We start from the raw sequence: 18,583 nt of genomic DNA, 5'->3' as shown, positions 1-18,583 counted from the left end.
TCGTTTTCATTGCGCCAGTATCCGGCAACGGCTACTATCACTCCAATTGATTGGAGCAATAATGACTATCAAAGAGAATGATTTCCGCAAAATCGATCTTAACTTGTTGATCGCTTTTGCCGTGCTGTTTCGCGAACAGAGCGTTTCCGCCGCAGCGGATAAGCTGCATCTGGGTCAACCGGCGGTGAGCGGTGTACTGTCGCGCCTGCGCACCCTGTTTGACGATCCGCTGTTTATTCGTAGCGGCCATAAAATGCAGCCCACCGCGCGCGCCGTGGAGCTGCATACCGAACTGCTACCGCTGCTGGAGCAGTTGCAAAGCGCGCTGTTTCAGCAAACGGCATTTGATCCGCAGACCGCCAGCGTCACGCTGACGCTCGGCATGGCGGACTGGGTGGAAATGTGGCTGATGCCAAAGCTGATCCCGGCGCTGCAACAGGCCGCGCCCGGTATGCGTCTGAATGTGGTGGCCAGCGATCCGTTCAGCGATGCCGGTCGGCTGGAAGGCGGCGAGATGGATATGGCAATAAGCGTCGCCGAGGCCGGGCCACGCTGGCTGGAGCGCGAAGTGCTGACCACCATGCCGTTTATCACGCTCTGGCACCCGCAACAACTGACGTTGAGCGCACCGCTGGATATCGACACCTTTTCCGCGCAGCCGCATTTAATGGTCAGCTACCGGGAAGCCACCAGCAGCCACTTCGACACGTTGCTGGCAAAAACCGGCCATCAGCGCCGCATCCACTACACCACACCGCATTTCGCCGCTCTGCCGGGATTACTGGAGACCATGCCTGCACTGGCGACCGTACCAGCAGGTCTGGCGCAGGAGTGGCAGCGCACGCGAGGGTTTGCCAGCAGCCCGCTGCCGCTGGATGTGCAGCCAATTGAGGTGGCGATGCTGTGGCATCAGCGCCACAGCAGCGATCCGGCGGTAATGTGGCTGAAAGAGTTTATCGCGAAACGCCTTAACTGACGCGTCTGCCCGGTTTGTGCGGGCGTAGTGCGGGTTATTTCGGGCTGACACCGTTGCTGGCGCGATAGCCGTAGAAATTTTTCTCAGGGCTGCGCGGCCTGGGTGCCTTGCCGTTATCATCGCGATCGGCATCAATAAAACCGTAACGCCTGTCGCTCTCCGCTTTGGCGGCGCTTTCCAGATCAACCGGCTTTCACCGGGTATAACTTATCATCACTTGTGCGCGCGGCTGCCGCCCGGCACCACGACAACAACGTGGTTTACTATTTTGGCGCTATTCATTCCGACCCCGGAAACAAAAAAACCTGACCTCCGGCAGTTGCCAGATGATCAGGCTTTGCCTGCCTGCGCAGTAACAATCGCCGCCCGCACATCAAACCAGCTTTGTTCGAGCGAATAACGAAACAGCCTACGAAAGGTTCATCAGCACGAGTCAGACGCCAACGCGGCTGCGCTGGCGGGCGATCGCTTGTGCGATATCGTCGGAATTTTTATAGGCGCGGATCTCGGTAAACAGCTCGCTGGCTTCAAGATATTCTTTGCGTAAATAGCCGAGCCACTGTTTGATGCGCGCAACGTGATACAAACCGGTGTCGCCCTGCTTTTCCAGCCGTGAATATTTCGCCAACAATTCGACAACCTCCGGCCACGGCATACGCGGTTCGTTATATTTCACCACCCGGCTCAGATTCGGCACATTCAGCGCGCCGCGACCAATCATCACCGCATCGCAGCCAGTGGTAGCCATACAATCCTGCGCACTTTGCCAGTCCCAAATCTCGCCGTTGGCAATCACCGGAATGGTTAAGCGCTTGCGGATCTCACCGATGGCCTGCCAGTTGATGCACTCCGCTTTGTAGCCCTCTTCTTTAGTGCGCCCGTGTACCGCCAGTTCGCTGGCGCCAGCCTGCTGTACCGCATCGGCAATTTCAAACGCGCGTGCGGGGCTGTCCCAGCCAAGCCGCACTTTTACCGTCACCGGCAGGTGTGACGGCACCGCTTCACGCATCGCTTTTGCGCCACGGTAAATAAGCTCAGGATCTTTGAGCAACGTCGCGCCGCCACCGCTGCCGTTGACCAGTTTCGACGGGCAACCGCAATTGAGATCGACGCCCCAGGAGCCCAGTTCAACCGCGCGCGCCGCGTTTTCCGCCAGCCACTGCGGGTATTGCCCTAAGAGTTGAATACGCACCAGCGTACCGGAAGGCGTGCGGCTTTGACGATGCAGTTCCGGGCAGATTTTATAGAAGGATTTTACCGGCAGGCGTTGATCCACCACGCGCAAGAATTCGGTGATGCACAAATCATAATCGTTAACCTCGGTCAGCAGCTCGCGCACCAGCGAATCGAGCACGCCTTCCATCGGCGCCAGTAATACACGCATATCTCGCCCCATAAAAAAGAGGCGCCATAGTAGCGCCTCTGTTCAGACGTGGAAAGTGCCTTTCTTCACTACACTTTGGGCTACGGCTGGCGGTAAATCTTGTGGGAATGCATAACGTTCCTGAATGGAATGTTTGGTATGCTCACAATTCATGATGTGATCAGTAGCACGTTTTTAGCTTTAATTGTATGATGAATGCGTTTCGACAAGGGCTTTCACCATGAGTAACTCACTGAATATTATCTGGCAGTACCTTCGTGCGTTTGTGCTTATTTACGCTTGTCTCTACGCAGGCATTTTTGTTTCATCGCTGCTGCCCATTGCCATTCCTGGTAGCATTATCGGCATGCTGATTATGTTCGTGCTGCTGGCGCTGCAAATTCTGCCCGCCAAATGGGTAAATCCCGGCTGCTTTATTTTGATCCGTTATATGGCGCTGCTGTTCGTGCCCATTGGCGTAGGCGTGATGCAATATTACGACCTGCTGCGCGCGCAGTTCGGCCCGATTGTTATTTCCTGTGCGGTGAGCACAATTATCGTCTTTTTGGTGGTGAGCTGGAGCACCCATCTGGTGCACGGCGAGCGCAAAGTGGCAGGACAAAAAGGTCAGAAAGAATGATGACGTATATCTGGTGGTCGTTACCGCTGACGCTGGCAGTGTTTTTCGCCGCGCGTAAACTCGCCGCGCGTTTCAAGCTGCCGCTGCTCAACCCGCTGCTGGTGGCGATGGTGGTGATTATCCCGATCCTGCTGGCGACGGGCACTCCCTATGACCACTATTTCCAGGGCAGTAAAATTCTTAACGATCTGCTGCAACCCGCCGTTGTCGCGCTGGCGTTTCCGCTCTATGAGCAGTTACATCAAATCCGCGCCCGCTGGAAATCGATTATTACGATCTGCTTTATCGGCAGCATGGTGGCGATGTTTTCCGGTACCGCCGTGGCGCTGCTGATGGGCGCGACACCGGAAATTGCAGCGTCGATATTACCGAAATCCGTCACCACGCCGATTGCAATGGCCGTTGGCGGCAGCATTGGCGGTATCCCGGCAATCAGTGCGGTCTGCGTGATCTTTGTTGGCGTATTGGGCGCCGTGTTCGGCCATACCTTGCTGAACCTGATGCGTATCACCACGAAATCGGCACGCGGGCTGGCAATGGGTACCGCCTCGCATGCGCTGGGCACCGCGCGCTGCGCCGAACTGGATTATCAGGAAGGGGCGTTCAGTTCGCTGGCGCTGGTGATTTGCGGGATTATCACCTCGTTGGTCGCACCGTTTCTGTTCCCGGTTATCCTCGCGTTGCTGGGCTAAAATTTGCGACACGTCGCGCATTTTTAATTTGAGTTTCATAAGTTGCACATACAGTGTGAAGTGAATCACACATAGAGACTATGCAGCCCCGTAAACTACGATTCCAATACACTGCTATGAGGCACAGCTATGCATTCACGTTTTCACTCTGCTTTTTCCGGGCTTGCGGAGAATTTACAGACCGCACTGGCTCCTCTGCTGGCGGATGATCACTTCCCCGCCATGCTGAGCGCAGAGCAGGTGGCAACTTTGCAAAGCGCGACGGGGCTTGACGAGGACGCGCTGGCGTTTGCGTTGCTGCCGCTCGCCGCCGCCTGCGCCCGCACCGATCTTTCCCACTTTAATGTGGGCGCAATTGCGCGTGGCGTCAGCGGAACATGGTACTTCGGTGCCAATATGGAGTTTCTTGGCGCGACGATGCAGCAAACCGTGCATGCCGAGCAGAGCGCTATTAGCCACGCCTGGCTGCGCGGTGAAAAAGCGCTCTCTTCCATCACCGTCAACTACACGCCGTGCGGCCACTGCCGCCAGTTTATGAATGAACTGAACAGCGGTCTGAATCTGCGCATTAACCTGCCGGGCCGCGCGCCGCATACGCTGGGCGATTACCTGCCGGACGCGTTTGGTCCCAAAGATCTGGACATCAAAACGCTGTTAATGGACCAACAGAATCACGGTTTTTCACTGAACGGGGATGAGGTAACGCAGGCGGCCATTCATGCAGCCAATAAAAGCCACTCGCCTTACACCACTTCGCCGTCAGGCGTGGCAATTCTTTGCCGCGACGGGCGCATCTTCAGCGGGAGCTACGCGGAAAACGCCGCCTTCAACCCAACGCTGCCACCATTGCAAGGCGCGCTGAATCTGCTTAGCCTTAGCGGTTTTGATTACGCGGATATTCAACGCGCGGTGCTGGCGGAACGCGCCGATGCGCCGCTCACCCAATGGGATGCCACCGCCGCCACGCTGCGCGCGCTGGGATGTGAGAAGGTCGAACGCGTTTTGCTGAGTAAATAATTGTCGCTGCGGGTTCGCGCCCGCAGTGATGAAAAACCCCGCAATTGAACTGCCGTTTCTTGCGCTTGCCGTACGGGTAAAGTAGCCTGAGGGACATTCTAATCCTGTTCGAGTCTGCTGCATGTTAAAGCGTTTTACTTACAGCTTGTTAGTCCTTATCGGCTTACTGCTGTTAACTGCGCTTGGCTTAGACCGCTGGATGAGCTGGAAAACCGCCCCCTATATTTACGACGACTTGCAGGATCTCCCCTGGCGCCAGGTTGGGGTGGTTCTCGGCACTGCGAAGTACTACCGCACCGGCGTTATCAATCAATATTACCGCTACCGGATTCAGGGTGCGCTTAATGCGTATAACAGCGGCAAGGTTAACTACCTGTTGCTGAGCGGCGATAATGCGCTGCAAAGTTACAACGAACCGATGACCATGCGTAAGGATTTGATTGCCGCCGGTGTCGATCCTGCCGATATCGTGCTGGATTACGCCGGTTTCCGTACGCTGGATTCGATTGTGCGTACCCGCAAAGTCTTCGACACTAACGATTTCATTATCATTACCCAGCGTTTCCACTGCGAACGTGCGCTGTTTATCGCCCAGCATATGGGCATTCAGGCGCAGTGTTACGCCGTGCCGTCACCGAAAGATATGTGGAGCGTACGCGTACGCGAGTTTGGCGCGCGGCTGGGCACGATTGCCGATCTCTACATCTTCAAGCGTGAGCCGCGCTTCCTCGGCCCGCTGGTGCCCATTCCGTCAATGCAGGAAGTGCCGGACGACGCACAAGGCTACCCGGCCGTCACCGCCGAGCAGCTTATCGATATGCAAAAGAAAGGAAAAAACTGAAGCGTTAGTTCATTGACGCGTTGCGACTGCTGGTTTTCACTGGACGGACAAGCGTAAAACCGCGCTCCACAAAATGACGGTGATCGATAACCGCACGGCTGGCTTTATCGAGCGTCCAGTGACCATTTAACGCGTTGAAGGACAATGCCTTCTCCCCATCCGGCGTATTAACCAGGTACTCCCCACTTTTTAAGTACCCAGTGCTACATACAATGCGCGCTGGCGGGCTGTTCTTCATTCTGAACTCTATTTTGCGAAAGCCGGTGGGTACCGGGCAAAAGTAAAAGAACGGCAAGGACGTGATTTTGATATCGCCAAGTGAGGCAATCACGTCGCCATCGCGCAACAGTTCGACATTTTTCAAAGAGAAGTTAACAGGTGAGTTTTTTTCATGCGGTAAATTATCAACAGTAAAATAAACAAAATTCATAAGCGCCCCTGAGCTGCGGATACAACCTCATTCACAGATTCATTCTTTCAAGCGTAAGTAGCTATGGGCATACAGGCATTCAGAATTGACTTAAATATCGGGCACATGGGATGTACCCGAAGTGCAAGCGAAGCGTCAGGCCACTTTGCTTTCATGCTGTTGCAGGCTACGCTCAAGGTCGTAGATCAGGCTTCTCACCATATCAGGCGGTAAATTAAAAAAGGGCGAATCAAACGTCGTTGCTCCCGCGTCGCAGGGGCCGGTGCTGCAACCAAACTTCACGACCACACCATCCAAATCCTCAACCACTCCCACCTGCCAGCCAATCACCGGAAGTGCAGGAAATGCGCACTCACTGTTCATCCCCAATCTCCTTATTAATATTGCGACTTTATTGAGCGTAGCACCGAAGCAAAAAATTTAACAACTCGCCGCGAGCGAAGTTTTTTGGCGCAAGGCAGTGGGTTTAATCCATGGCAGAAGGCGGCAAAACAGGCAAAAAAAAGCCCGCTCGTTGAGCGGGCCGGGTACAGACGATGGGATTATTTTTTACGGGCGTATTTCAGCGAGTCCAGCGCTACGGCGAAGATAATGATGCCGCCCTTGATGATGTACTGCCAGTACGGGTTAATACCGATATAGGTCAGACCGTAGTTGATGACGGTGAAGATAATCACACCGGTCACCACACCAAGCACGGTACCCACGCCGCCACTGAAGGAGACCCCGCCAACCACGCAGGCGGCGATGGCGTCCAGTTCATACATAAAGCCAAGGTTGTTGGTAGCCGAACCGATACGACCCGCTTCCAGCATCCCGCCGAAGGCATAGAACACACCGGACAGCGCGTAAATCATCAGCAGGTTCAGCGCCACGTTAACGCCGGAGACTTTCGCCGCTTCCGGGTTACCACCGATGGCGAAAATGTTTTTGCCAAAGCGGGTTTTATTCCACAGCACCCAGACGAACGCCACGGCGATCAACGCATAGAAGGTGATATACGACAAGCGGAAGCTACCCAGCGCAATAAAGCCCTGCGTAAAGGTCGAGAAGCCGCTGTCGAAGCCGGAAATCGGCGACGCGCCCACAAAGTCGTAGTACAGGGAGTTGATACCGTAAACGATGATCATCGTACCCAGCGTGGTGATAAACGGCGTCACGTTCAGGTATGCAATCACGATACCGTTCACCAGGCCAATCACCGCGCCGATGGCACAAACAATCAGGATCACCACCGGAATCGGCATTGTCGCCATATCCGGGAAGACCTTGTTGACGTTTTCCATCGATTGCAGCAACGTTGCGGCAACCACCGCCGCGAGGCCAACCTGGCGCCCGGCGGAAAGGTCAGTACCCTGAGTAACAATCAGCCCCGCCACGCCCAGCGCGATAATAATACGCACCGAGGATTGGGTCAGAATATTACTTAAGTTCAGCAGACTTAAGAAAGTGGGATCCTGAAAAATGATAATGGCCAGTAACACTAAAAGAACAACGTAAATACCGCCGTCTTTCAGATAAGTGAGAAAAGTTTTCTTATTTAACGCACTCATGAGGAGCCCCTGATCTTAAAGGTGCAAAGACGCAAGACGGAGAATTTCGTTTTGCGTTGTCGTTTTAGTATCAACAATTCCGGAAACAAGGCCATTGCTCATTACCAGAATACGGTCAGTGATGCCTAACAACTCAGGCATTTCAGAGGAAATAATAATGATCCCCTTATTCTTTTTCGCGAGTTCGGCAATCAGTTGGTAAATTTCAAATTTAGCCCCAACGTCAATACCACGGGTCGGCTCATCGAGCATTAAAATTTCTGGCTGTGTTAATAACCAGCGACCAATAACCACTTTTTGCTGGTTACCACCGGAAAGCGAACCAATTTGTGTACGGTGGCCGGGTGTTTTAACACGCATGGAGTCAATAACCCACTGGGTATCACTCTTCATACGGCTATTATCCAGCAAGCCGACTTTATTTTTGTAATTCTGAATATTCGAGATTAGTGAGTTAAATCCGATATCAAGATACGCATAAATACCAGTAGAACGGCGTTCTTCCGTCACCAGCGCAAAGCCATTATTAATCGCTTCATTGGCGGTGTGATTATTAATCAGTTTGCCATGAAGTTTAATGGTGCCAGCGGACTTTTCGCGAATGCCAAATAACGTCTCAACAATATCAGTACGTTTCGCCCCGACCAGACCTGCGATACCGAGAATTTCGCCTTTGCGCAAATCAAAGGAGATATCGCGAATAGAGGGCTGGCGCAACGAGGTGAGATTACGCACTTCAAGAATGGTTTCGCCCGGCACGTTGTGCTTATCCGGGAAGCGCTGGTTCAGGGAACGGCCAACCATCATCGCGATGATCTTGTCCATATCCAGCCCTTCCAGCGGCTGGGTGGCAATCCACTGGCCGTCGCGCAGGATCGTAATTTCATCGCACAGCTGGAATATCTCTTCCATTTTATGGGAGATATAAACAATTCCGCAGCCGCGTTCTTTCAGTTTACGGATAATTTTAAAAAGATGATTGACTTCTTTTTCCGTCAGCGAAGAAGTCGGTTCATCCATAATGACAATTTTGGCGTCGTAAGAGAACGCTTTGGCAATTTCAATCATCTGCATTTGCGATACAGATAATGTTCCCACGCGTGCTTTAGGGTCGATATCAATATCCAGCTCATCAAAAATGGCTTTGGTATCGTGGAACATTTTATCCTGATCGACAAACATGCCTTTGGTCGGGTAACGACCCAGCCACATATTGTCCATCACGGAGCGTTGCAACACCAGGTTGAGTTCCTGGTGAACCATCGAAATACCATTTTCCAGCGCTTCTTTCGCGGAATGGAAGTCGATCTCTTTCCCCTGAAAAAGAATGCTACCGGAATCTTTTTGATAGATCCCAAAAAGACATTTTAATAATGTTGATTTCCCCGCACCGTTCTCGCCCATTAATGCATGGATCGAATGCGGACGGACTTTCAAATTGACATTATCGAGTGCCTTTACGCCGGGAAAAGACTTGTTGATATTGCTCATTTCCAACAAGAATTCACCTGACGACTGAGTATTATTGCTGACCATAATTATACCTTGTTGGCCTGGCATATCGTGTTATAAGGGCGCAACTGTCGTTGCGCCCAATGAGAACATGCTTTCTTAATATTATTTACCGGCGATTTCAGCCAGGTTGTCTTTATCTACACCTACGTAAGGAATACGAACAATTTTATTGTCGATTTTCCAGTTGGTGCCATCTGCCGCGCCTTTACCTTCGGCCAGGTTTTTCGCCAGATCAAAGCTTGCTTTCGCCTGGTTGTTCGCATCGTTCAGCACGGTACCGGCCATTGCACCGGATTTCACCAGCGCCAGCGCTTCTGGCAGCGCATCGACGCCAAAGACCGGAATAGCAGATTTGTTGTGTGCTTTCAGTGCCTCAACCGCGCCCATTGCCATCGCGTCGTTGTTAGCGATAACCACTTCAATTTTGTTAGCGTTCGGGCCAGAGAGCCAGGCGTCCATTTTGTCTTTCGCCTGAGCGGTATCCCACATCGCGGTATCCAGAGCCAACTGCTGGGTTTTAATGCCCTTGTCGTTCAGCTCTTTGATAACGTAAGTGGTACGTGCTTCAGCATCCGGGTGGCCCGGCTCGCCTTTCAGCAGTACGAACTGAATCTGGCCATCTTTGTTCAGATCCCAGGCCGGGTTTGCCGCCCAGTGTTTAGCAATCAGGTCACCCTGAATCACGCCGGATTCTTTGGAATCGGTACCCACGTAATAGGCTTTATCGTAGCTATCCAGCGCTTTACGAGAAGGTTCTTTGTTAAAGAAAACAACCGGAACGTTTTGACCACGCGCTTTCTCAATCACCGTACCTGCCGCAGCCGGATCAACCAGGTTGATCGCCAGTGCTTTTACGCCTTTCGCCAGCAGCACGTCGATCTGGTCGTTCTGTTTGGATTGGTCATTCTGCGAGTCGTTCATCAGCAGCTGAACATCTGGCGCTGCTTTGGCGTCTTTCTCAATAGCCTTACGGACAACGGACATAAAGTTGTCGTCATATTTATAGATGGTCACACCAATGCGGGTATCCGCTGCGTGTGCGGCTGCGCCAAAAAGCATGCTTGCCATAACAGCAGACAGAGTCAACACCTTCTTATTCATGGTATCTCCGGTTTTTTTATATGCAGGGTAGTTCTTGTGAATAATGCTCGGCGGGTCAGTTGTTGCGAAGACGTTACTGCCGACCGAAGTTCACTCTAAAAATCCATTCGTCCGTGTCCGGGTAACGCTCCAGAAGTTCGCTTTCTTCGATGTTTCAAAGCGCTCACTTGTAGTGAAAGTGATTAATCACCGTTACATCGTGTTTCAGCTTCTAAAACGCTGACATCATAGTCAGCGCCTTGTTAAGATACTGTGAATTTACTCACAGATTGAAAACGGTTACATCATCGAAGTTTATAAGTTAGTGATCGGTGCCACAGTTTGCCGCGCAGTCACGGAATGGCGGCGTACCAGCGTCGGCATAAAGCAGTGCGCAGCCTCTGGATCCAGCTTGCCTGCGGCTCCCTGCAACGCCAGCTCGGTCGCCAGGCGCGCCATTGACGCGACCGGGTAACGCACCGTCGTCAGTTGCGGATCGGTGTAACGTGCAATGGGAATATCATCGAAACCAATCAGTGATAAATGCTGTGGCACCGCAATGCCGTTGTCTTTCAGCGCCGTCAGCGCCCCCGCCGCCATGCTGTCGTTATAGGCGAAGACTGCGGTCAGTTGCAGATTGCGCCCGAGCAATTCCACCATCGCCGCTTCACCGCCCTGCATGTCCGGCGAACCGGTGCCAACCCAGCTGTCCGGGGCGTTAATCCCCTGCTCTTCCAGCGCGCGGAACCACCCCTCGCGGCGCATATCGTTGTCTTCGATTTGATGGCTGGACGCCAGATAACCGATGCGTTGATGGCTGTTATTGAGCAGCATGCGCGTCGCCATCACCGCCCCGCTGACGTTATCAAGGCAAACACAGCGGTGCGCATAACCTGGCACCAGGCGGTTGATCAGCACCATGCCGGGGATCTGCTCCATAAAGCCTGTCAGTTCCTCATCGCTAAGTGCTTTTGAGTGAACAATCAGGGCGTTACAACGCTGGCGGATCAGGACTTCAATGGCGTGACGCTCCTTTTCCGCCTCGTGATAACTGTTGCCAATCAGCACATATTTTTCGTGCTGCTGCGCAACCGTATCTACCGCTTTCACCAGCGCACCGAAAAAGGCATCAGAGACGTCCATCACCACCACGCCAATGGTGTCGCTAACCTGCGTCGCCAGCGCCTGGGCGTTGGCATTCGGGCGATAACCCAGTTGGGCGACGGCTTTCATCACCGTTTCGCGCGTTTCCGGGCTGACCAGCGCGCTGTTATTGAGCACGCGGGACACCGTCGCGACAGAGACGCCCGCATGCCGGGCAACGTCACGAATGGTGATCATTTTTACCCACCTTTTCTGGATTGCGGCAGTTCACAGCCACCCCCTGTGTTAAGTAAGGAGGCTATTCTGGCAGCGAGCAGGCGATTGCTACGTGAGTGGCATCACATGAATGGAAACGGTTACATCCGTTTTGTTAATGATTGTGATCCAGATCGTTATCTGGATGTGCGTGCTAATGATGTCCCTGCAGCACGTGCGGTCAATTGCCGCCATAGCCATTCCATTGGCCCCTGACGAAAACGCCTGAGCCAGAACAGAGAGAAGAGGATATTCACGGCCCACACCGCAGGTACAAAAGCCAGCAATTGCAGACGGTCGAACTGCATAAACAGCCCGAAACGATTGAATAAGGTGATGCAGATTAACGTTTGCAGCAGGTAGTTAGTGAGCGCCATGCGTCCAACGCAGGCAATGGCATTGACCAGTTTGTAACCGCAGATCTGCGGCCAGAACCCCCACGCCAGCGCCGCGTAACCCACCGCCTGTAGCGGCGCGCCAAGTTCACGCGGGGCTTGCAGAAGAAAAGCGCACCAGCGATACGACCAACCAAGCTGCCACTGGGCAATAATCGCCGGGATGTTGATCAGCAGCCCTAAGCCAATCAGCAGCGCCCCCGTTCGGCGGTAATGACGCAGGCTGAATTGCCCTTTCAACCAGCCGCTGCGCATCAGCGCCGCACCTGTCAGCATCATGCCCGCCAGTTGCCAGCCATATTGCGCCCCCAGCGCCAGCAGCGCGTTAGAGAGCATATCTGCACGATTACTGATGGCCTCCCCGAGGCTCCCGCTGACTCGCCACCAGGTTTCGTACTGCACATTCGCTGCATCCGGCAACCAGGAGCGGTTCGGCTGCGAACCCGAAATGCCCCCCAGCAACAACAGAACAGCAATGCCAATCAGGTACAGCACCACTCCGGTGTTAAACATCGTTTTCACGTTCTGCGCGTCACGCACCATGCGCCAGGCAATCAGCCCCACCAGCCCATAAGCCAGCAGAATATCGCCATCCCAGAAAAAGAGACCATGGACGAAACCGAGCAGCACCAGCAGCGTCAGGCGCGACTGGATCCAGCGCTTACCGCGCGGCAGCAACATTTGCAGACCCGCACCGAACAAAATGGCAAACAGCGAGAGGAATTTCACCTGCGCGAAGAGATCGAGCAGCGCCCAGGTCCAGGCATCCGACGCCGTGATATTGCCGTACCAGGCAGGGTTAAGATAGGCCGCCTTTGGCAAACCAAAGGCGGTGATATTCAGCAACAGGATCCCGAGAATGGCGATGCCACGAATAAAATCCAGCGTGACATTCCTCTCCATGTCGGCAGCTCCGGCGAATTAGTTAGTGTGGCGGACGGCGCGCAGGAACTCCTGGCGGGTATTCTGGCTCGACTTGAACAAACCACCAAGCGAGGTGGTCGTCGTCGCGCTGGTCGCATCGCGGATGCCGCGCGCTTTCACACAATAATGCACCGCATCAATAGAAACCGCGACATTGTTGGTGCCGAGCAGCGTTTGCAGCGCGGTCAGGATCTGCTGCGTCAGTCGCTCCTGTACCTGCGGGCGCTGCGCAAAAAATTGCACGATACGGTTGATTTTCGACAGGCCAATCACTGAATCCTTCGGAATATAGGCAACGGTGGCTTTGCCGTCGATAGTGACAAAATGGTGTTCGCAGGTGCTGGTCAGCGTGATATCGCGCACCGTCACCATCTCATCGACTTTCATTTTGTTTTCAATAACGGTGATCTTCGGGAAGTTCGCGTAATCGAGGCCGGAGAAGATCTCATCGACATACATTTTGGCGATGCGATGCGGCGTTTCCATCAGGCTGTCATCATTCAGATCGAGATTCAGCAGTTGCATAATCTCGGTCATATGCCCGGCGATAAGACGTTTACGGGATTCGTTATCCATTTGCACCGGTGGGCGCAGCGGCGTTTCCAGACCACGAGCAACCAAAGCCTCGTGAACGAGCGCCGCTTCTTTACTGAGTGATGACATATTTTTTATTCTCCTGCAGGTGTGGCGAACTTCGCGTTGTTAACGCAAAGTGAGCGAACATTGTGCGTGAGGTCGCGCACATAATCCAGCCCTGGCGGCGATAATTATTGAAATCGCTGCCGCCTTTCAGGCCGCGCGCTTCCAGACTAAAACCCCGCCAATGACCAGGGCAATTGCCGCCACACCAAGCGCCGGTTCAAGCCGCTGTGTAAGCCAGGTGGAAAGCGCGGAAGTCATAGGGCCAACCAGTTGCCCCATCGCATAGCCGGTGGTCAATAACCCGGCCATATAACGTGTGTGATTGGGCGCGAGCTCGCGTCCATACAGCAGTGAAAGCTGCACGGCGCAAAGAAATCCGCCGCCCACCAGCAACGCACCACATACCAGCCCGCTCATCCCTGGCAGCAACCATGCCGCCAGTACGCCCGCGCCCTGCAACCACAGCACGACCGCCAGCCGCTGATGGCTGTGACCAACGTGGCGCAGCAAAATACTGAGCGCTATCCCCACCACCGCTGCGGCACCGAACACCGGCCAGACAAACTGGGCAAACAAGCTGCCAGGAAAGCGCAGCGCCGCCATTTGCGACAGAAACGTCGCCGGTAAGATATAGCCAAACCCGGCGAGGCTATAGCTCCATACCAGCCGTTTAAGATCCGTGGTTAACTGTAACGGCTGCGGTTTTTCTCCCGGCCGATGCCACTCGCCAGGACGCGGCAAATAGCGAGCAATCAACGCCACCAGCAGCAGCGCCAGCACGCCATACACCTGCCAGGCGGAGGCAGCGCTTAACCCTTTTGCCTGGATCGCCACCGCCAGCAGGCCGCTTAATGCAATGCCCGCCCCCGGCCCGGCGAAAACCGCGGCGCTCAGTCCTGGTTTTCCGGCATGCGCCAGCCGCTCGTTGGTCCAGGCGGCAATCAGCACCATCGCCCAGCCGCTCATGGCGCCAATCACCAGGCGCAATGTGCCGTGAATCACGGCGTTATCCGCAAGCGAAGAGAGAAAGGTCAACGCCACCGCGCCGCCAATACCAAGATAAAGACGGGCTTCGATATGCCGCTGCGCGCGCATTGCGTCCCAGGCACCAAGCAGATAACCGAGGTAGTTAATCGCCGCCACCAGCCCGGCGCTGGTCAGGGTCAGTTGCTCGTCGCGAATCATCAACGGCACCTGCGGCGTGAAGGCAAAACGCCCGATGCCCATCGCGACCACCAGCACAATAAACCCACAAAGCGCCACACGTTGCGCCATTAGCGCCCCCAAATGTTAACGTAAAGTTATGTTTATGATGCAGTATGTTGCGTTTATGCGGAAGTGAAAGTTACGCACGGCAAGGGGAATAGCCTGTATGATGAAAGGAAGTCACCTTACTTTGTCTGTAAAAATTCTAAGGAGCCCCGCATGGAAATGCTTGAAGAGCACCGCTGTTTTGAAGGCTGGCAACAGCGCTGGCGCCACGACTCCACCGTACTGAACTGCACGATGACCTTTAGCATCTTTTTACCGCCGCACTACAGCGCAACACCGCCGCCGGTGCTGTACTGGCTTTCCGGTCTCACCTGCAATGATGAAAACTTCACCACCAAAGCTGGCGCGCAACGCGTGGCCGCAGAATTAGGTATTGTGCTGGTAATGCCGGATACCAGCCCGCGCGGCGACGATGTGGCAGATGCAGAAGGCTATGACCTCGGCAAAGGCGCAGGTTTTTACCTCAACGCCACCCAGCAGCCATGGGCGGCGCACTATCGTATGTATGATTATCTGCGCGATGAACTGCCTGCGCTTATCCAGTCGCAATTTAAGGTCAGCGACCGCTGCGCGATCAGTGGCCATTCTATGGGCGGTCACGGCGCGTTGATCATGGCGCTGAAAAACCCCGGCCGCTACACCAGCGTTTCTGCCTTTGCGCCGATCGTTAACCCGATGCAGGTACCGTGGGGGCAAAAAGCGTTTCGCGCCTATCTGGGCGACGACGCGCAGCAGTGGCGTGAATGGGATAGCTGCGCGCTGATGCTGGAAAGCAACGAAACTGACGCGATCCCTACACTTATAGATCAGGGGGATAATGATCAGTTCCTGGCCGATCAACTCCAGCCCGCACGGCTTGCGGAAGTGGCACGGCAAAAATCGTGGCCGCTGACGCTGCGCATCCAGTCCGGCTACGATCACAGTTACTTCTTTATTGCTGCGTTTATTGAAGATCATTTGCGCTTCCATGCGCAGCATCTGTTGAAATAGCAGTAGTCCCGGCGAAATAGCTTCGCCGGGAATCCCGTTTTTATAGATATTTCTTATGCATATTTTTATTCGCATTCTTTCTAAACTTTCCGACCTTTTCATTTTCATCAAAACCTGAAAGTCTTTTCATTTTAGAATGTCCAAGATTCAATGCAACAAGCCCTAATGTATCAGCGTTATGTAAAGCTATATTCACCCTATTCAATTTAACACCAAACTTTTCGTTTATTGCATTAGCATCCAGTTTTTTCAAATCGCTTTCTGTATTTCTAATTCCATTACGAATGTAATTTTGCATGTCGTTGTAGTTATTTTGATTGAACAATGTATAGAAAAAATCACGTGAGCCCTCATCCCCATAGATTTTCAGGTACTTACCCGTCCGCTGCATCCCTGAAAAATGAGATGATTCATGCAATATAGTATGTATATTTAGCGCGGTGCCAAAGTAATCAAAATGGATACCTGAAAAGTACATTCTAAATGTCAGTATCATTTTTATTAACCAACGCAAGGCGCCCAACCCCCTTACCTTCATCATCAAACATCGTTTTATTTTTAGTTAATGCTTGCCGCATATATTTGAAGCGCAGCAGCAACTCATCTTTGAACCTTGATGTTTTAATTTTCTTTAAATGTGTCGCACCTTTAAAAATTTCCCTGATGCGCTCTTTCGTATCAGGATCTAATTTTGGCTGTTCGAGTTTCCTTATCGCTTCCTCAAGAATAGAACCTGCACTTGATATTTCATAATCAAGTCGCGCATCACGAATTGAATATCTTTTACCTCCTTTACTGTCATAAGCAGCCTCACCTTTATCATCATATAAGGTGACCGGATTATTCAAAACCATTCTGAACAAATTAAGCCCGTCCACCGTACCCGCCGGATCGGCACTCAGCCACCGTCCAGCCCACGGCTGGTAATAGCGGTAACCGTAGTAGTAAAGCCCCGTGGCATCCTGCTCCTTGCCGGAATAACGAATCGTTTTGTAATCCGCCTCAAGCTGGCTGCGGGCAGCAAACAGCGCCGTGCCGCCGAACGGGTAATACTCCTCCTGGCTGATTAACTCGCCGCTGCTGTCCACTTCGAGGCTGCTGCTGCCGGTGAGGTTGTCGTAGCTGTAACGAATCGGGTCATTGCTGATGCCGTCAGGCTGACCACTCTCCCAGTGTAAAACCCGCACCTGAGCGCGGCCGGCTTCGCCAACCGTTATTATCTGCAATTCTTCGGTTGCGCTGCTGCGCAGTTCCAGACCCGGCAGGTAAATCACCCGTTTTGTCTGCATGGTGTTGCCGGTCAGTTGTGAGGTGACTTTGACGATGCGCTGGCTGCTTGCATTGTAACGGTAACTTTCGCTGTCGTCGGCTGCGCCGTTGCGGGTGACGGGCGTGACTTTTTGCAACTCCTGGCGCGCCGTCCACTGGAGTGTCTGCCCCGGTAAAAGTTGTTTTTGCTGCCCACCGGCGGTGAACAGCGCCTCCACATCCGCCGGATTTTCCGTCAGGGTGCTGAGCACCGCGCGGTTGCTGCGGTCGCTGACTGTAATTGATGTCGTGTAGTTATTGCCGGACGCGGGTGCGCTGTGCTGAATTTTCGTCAGGTTTCCGGCCCTGTCGTAGGTGTAAGTGCGGGAATAATTGGTGTAGGTGGCGTCATCAAAGGAGGAATAAGCTGGCAGGCTGCTGTTCTGCTGCACCGCGCTGGCCATTTCGTGCCCGGTCGCGCTGACCAGCTGGTACAGGCTGTCGTAGGCGTAGCGGTTTTCGGGCACCACTTGCTGATTGCGCCAGAAACGCGTCTCCTCGGCATCGTTAGTGATAACCAGCACATTGCCCACCGGGTCGTATTCGTAGCGCAAATCCTGCAGCACTTTTGCAGCAGACAGACGTTCCGTTTTAATACCAATAAGACGCTGCGTTTCCGCTTCATAACTGTACGTGGTTACCACGCCGTTGCCGTGTTCCTCGCGCAGCTTCTGCCCGGCGGCGGAGTATGACAGGGATTTCACGATAATCTGCTCTGTCCCCCCCTTCACCGTCAGCCAGCTGCCCTTCAGCAGACCCGCCACATCAAACGCCACGCGCTGGAGATTACCTTTCGCATCAAGCGTGGTCAGGACATTCCCGGCGGCGTCTACCGTGCTGGTGGTGGTGTAGATTTCGCCCGCCAGCAGGTCGTTCCACGCCGAGGCGTCCACGCCCTGCCAGTCTGCTTCGGCATCGTCCGGCAGCAGCTGACGGGTGACGGAAAGCGGCACGCCGCTCAGGGAAATGCTGTTGGTCGACAGCAGGCCTGCCGGGTCGTAATGGCTCACTGGCTGACCGGCGAGATTGTGGCTCTGTTCATCTGCGGAATGACCACCCCAGACAAACCGTTCGGTGGCGCGTGCGTTTTCCCCGGCAGCCTGCTCGGTAATGCCGAGCAACCGCCCCTGCAGACTGGCATCTTCATACTGAAAAGTGCGGGTCACAGCAGCGCCGCGCTCGTTGCCTGGACCAACATTGCTGACCTGTAAAAAAACCCGCCCGGAGGCGTCATTCAGGGCAACGGATGTACCCGCATCCGCACTCTGCGTGCGTAGCGCCGTGCCGTTCAGGTCGCTGAGGTAACTGAAATTCGCCAGCCCGGCGGCGTGCAGGCGCGGGTCGGCACTTTGTGACGGCAGAGCGCGCGCATCAAACTGATGGCGGGTAATGCATTCATCGGTGATGTCCGGCGAGTCGGGATGGCGGTGATAAACGATAGCGCGTACTAGCAGAGCACGGTTATCAAGCACCGTGACTGACGGGGTTTTACTGTAAAGGGATGTACTCATAGGATTCTCCATTGCTATCGATAACGCTTGTGGATATCAGGAGAAGTATAGGTTCGTTGACGCGGTAATTTAGTG

18 protein-coding genes are annotated in these 18,583 nt (G+C 53.9%); 6 read left to right on the top strand and 12 right to left on the bottom strand.

From position 1 onward, the window contains the following. The first annotated feature begins 61 nt into the window (after positions 1 to 61). Positions 62 to 976 (top strand): LysR family transcriptional regulator, encoded by a 915-nt coding sequence (locus tag C813_RS30830; RefSeq protein WP_017459797.1) that lies wholly within the window; start codon positions 62 to 64, stop codon positions 974 to 976. 433 nt (positions 977 to 1,409) lie between these two features. Here C813_RS30830 and dusC read toward each other — a convergent pair whose 3' ends face one another. Then, positions 1,410 to 2,360: a tRNA dihydrouridine(16) synthase DusC gene (gene dusC / locus C813_RS30825; RefSeq protein WP_017459796.1), complete on the bottom strand. Its 951-nt coding sequence runs from the start codon at positions 2,358 to 2,360 to the stop codon at positions 1,410 to 1,412. A 220-nt stretch (positions 2,361 to 2,580) separates the two neighbouring features. On the opposite strand from dusC, the gene C813_RS30820 reads away from it, so the two are divergent. The 4 genes from C813_RS30820 to sanA all read left to right on the top strand — a co-directional run bounded on the left by C813_RS30820 (position 2,581) and on the right by sanA (position 5,529). Then, entirely contained in the window at positions 2,581 to 2,979 is a 399-nt protein-coding gene (locus C813_RS30820) for a CidA/LrgA family protein (protein ID WP_017459795.1), read from the top strand. Continuing rightward, positions 2,976 to 3,671, top strand: coding sequence for a CidB/LrgB family autolysis modulator (locus C813_RS30815; protein ID WP_017459794.1), 696 nt, complete (start codon positions 2,976 to 2,978; stop codon positions 3,669 to 3,671). The genes C813_RS30820 and C813_RS30815 overlap by 4 nt, the downstream gene beginning before the upstream one ends. Positions 3,672 to 3,800: 129 nt before the next feature. Beyond that, positions 3,801 to 4,688: a cytidine deaminase gene (cdd, locus tag C813_RS30810; RefSeq protein WP_017459793.1), complete on the top strand. Its 888-nt coding sequence runs from the start codon at positions 3,801 to 3,803 to the stop codon at positions 4,686 to 4,688. A 121-nt stretch (positions 4,689 to 4,809) separates the two neighbouring features. Further along, complete coding sequence (sanA, locus tag C813_RS30805; RefSeq protein ID WP_017459792.1) at positions 4,810 to 5,529, top strand: outer membrane permeability protein SanA; 720 nt, start codon at positions 4,810 to 4,812, stop codon at positions 5,527 to 5,529. Between the two features lie 4 nt (positions 5,530 to 5,533). On the opposite strand, the gene C813_RS30800 is transcribed toward sanA, so the two are convergent. From C813_RS30800 to C813_RS30760, 9 genes are all read right to left on the bottom strand, one after another. Next, positions 5,534 to 5,959: a hypothetical protein gene (locus C813_RS30800; RefSeq protein ID WP_017459791.1), complete on the bottom strand. Its 426-nt coding sequence runs from the start codon at positions 5,957 to 5,959 to the stop codon at positions 5,534 to 5,536. 135 nt (positions 5,960 to 6,094) lie between these two features. Continuing rightward, the gene (locus C813_RS30795) at positions 6,095 to 6,322 is read right to left on the bottom strand and encodes a hypothetical protein (RefSeq protein WP_017459790.1); all 228 of its coding nucleotides are present in this window, start codon (positions 6,320 to 6,322) and stop codon (positions 6,095 to 6,097) included. A 179-nt stretch (positions 6,323 to 6,501) separates the two neighbouring features. Continuing rightward, the gene (gene mglC, locus C813_RS30790; protein ID WP_017459789.1) at positions 6,502 to 7,512 is read right to left on the bottom strand and encodes a galactose/methyl galactoside ABC transporter permease MglC; all 1,011 of its coding nucleotides are present in this window, start codon (positions 7,510 to 7,512) and stop codon (positions 6,502 to 6,504) included. 15 nt (positions 7,513 to 7,527) lie between these two features. Further along, entirely contained in the window at positions 7,528 to 9,048 is a 1,521-nt protein-coding gene (gene mglA, locus C813_RS30785) for a galactose/methyl galactoside ABC transporter ATP-binding protein MglA (RefSeq protein WP_017459788.1), read from the bottom strand. Positions 9,049 to 9,129: 81 nt separating this feature from the next. Then, positions 9,130 to 10,128 carry a galactose/glucose ABC transporter substrate-binding protein MglB gene (mglB, locus tag C813_RS30780; protein ID WP_017459787.1) on the bottom strand — a complete coding sequence of 333 codons (999 nt, stop codon included), beginning with the start codon at positions 10,126 to 10,128 and terminating at the stop codon, positions 9,130 to 9,132. Positions 10,129 to 10,422: 294 nt separating this feature from the next. Then, positions 10,423 to 11,448 carry an HTH-type transcriptional regulator GalS gene (gene galS / locus C813_RS30775; protein ID WP_017459786.1) on the bottom strand — a complete coding sequence of 342 codons (1,026 nt, stop codon included), beginning with the start codon at positions 11,446 to 11,448 and terminating at the stop codon, positions 10,423 to 10,425. 155 nt (positions 11,449 to 11,603) lie between these two features. Next, positions 11,604 to 12,764, bottom strand: coding sequence for a DUF418 domain-containing protein YeiB (gene yeiB / locus C813_RS30770; RefSeq protein ID WP_017459785.1), 1,161 nt, complete (start codon positions 12,762 to 12,764; stop codon positions 11,604 to 11,606). A gap of 18 nt (positions 12,765 to 12,782) precedes the next feature. Next, positions 12,783 to 13,448: a GTP cyclohydrolase I FolE gene (gene folE / locus C813_RS30765; RefSeq protein ID WP_017459784.1), complete on the bottom strand. Its 666-nt coding sequence runs from the start codon at positions 13,446 to 13,448 to the stop codon at positions 12,783 to 12,785. A gap of 126 nt (positions 13,449 to 13,574) precedes the next feature. Beyond that, a complete protein-coding gene (locus tag C813_RS30760) occupies positions 13,575 to 14,702 on the bottom strand; it encodes a YbfB/YjiJ family MFS transporter (protein WP_017459783.1) in 1,128 nt (375 codons plus the stop codon). 150 nt (positions 14,703 to 14,852) lie between these two features. Here C813_RS30760 and fghA point away from each other — a divergent pair, with 150 nt between their 5' ends. Continuing rightward, complete coding sequence (fghA, locus tag C813_RS30755; RefSeq protein WP_017459782.1) at positions 14,853 to 15,689, top strand: S-formylglutathione hydrolase; 837 nt, start codon at positions 14,853 to 14,855, stop codon at positions 15,687 to 15,689. 40 nt (positions 15,690 to 15,729) lie between these two features. Here the strand turns inward: fghA and C813_RS30750 are convergent, their stop codons facing one another. Next, positions 15,730 to 16,230 (bottom strand): hypothetical protein, encoded by a 501-nt coding sequence (locus tag C813_RS30750; protein ID WP_139164785.1) that lies wholly within the window; start codon positions 16,228 to 16,230, stop codon positions 15,730 to 15,732. Beyond that, positions 16,169 to 18,508 carry an RHS repeat protein gene (locus tag C813_RS30745; protein WP_017459780.1) on the bottom strand — a complete coding sequence of 780 codons (2,340 nt, stop codon included), beginning with the start codon at positions 18,506 to 18,508 and terminating at the stop codon, positions 16,169 to 16,171. Before C813_RS30745 ends, C813_RS30750 begins: the two co-directional genes overlap by 62 nt. Between the last annotated feature and the right edge of the window lie 75 nt (positions 18,509 to 18,583).

This window comes from Kosakonia sacchari SP1 (genome assembly GCF_000300455.3).
GTDB classification, from domain to species: Bacteria; Pseudomonadota; Gammaproteobacteria; order Enterobacterales; family Enterobacteriaceae; genus Kosakonia; species Kosakonia sacchari.
Note: the sequence above shows the minus strand (reverse complement) of the source record. Positions and strands in the feature narration are given on the sequence as shown.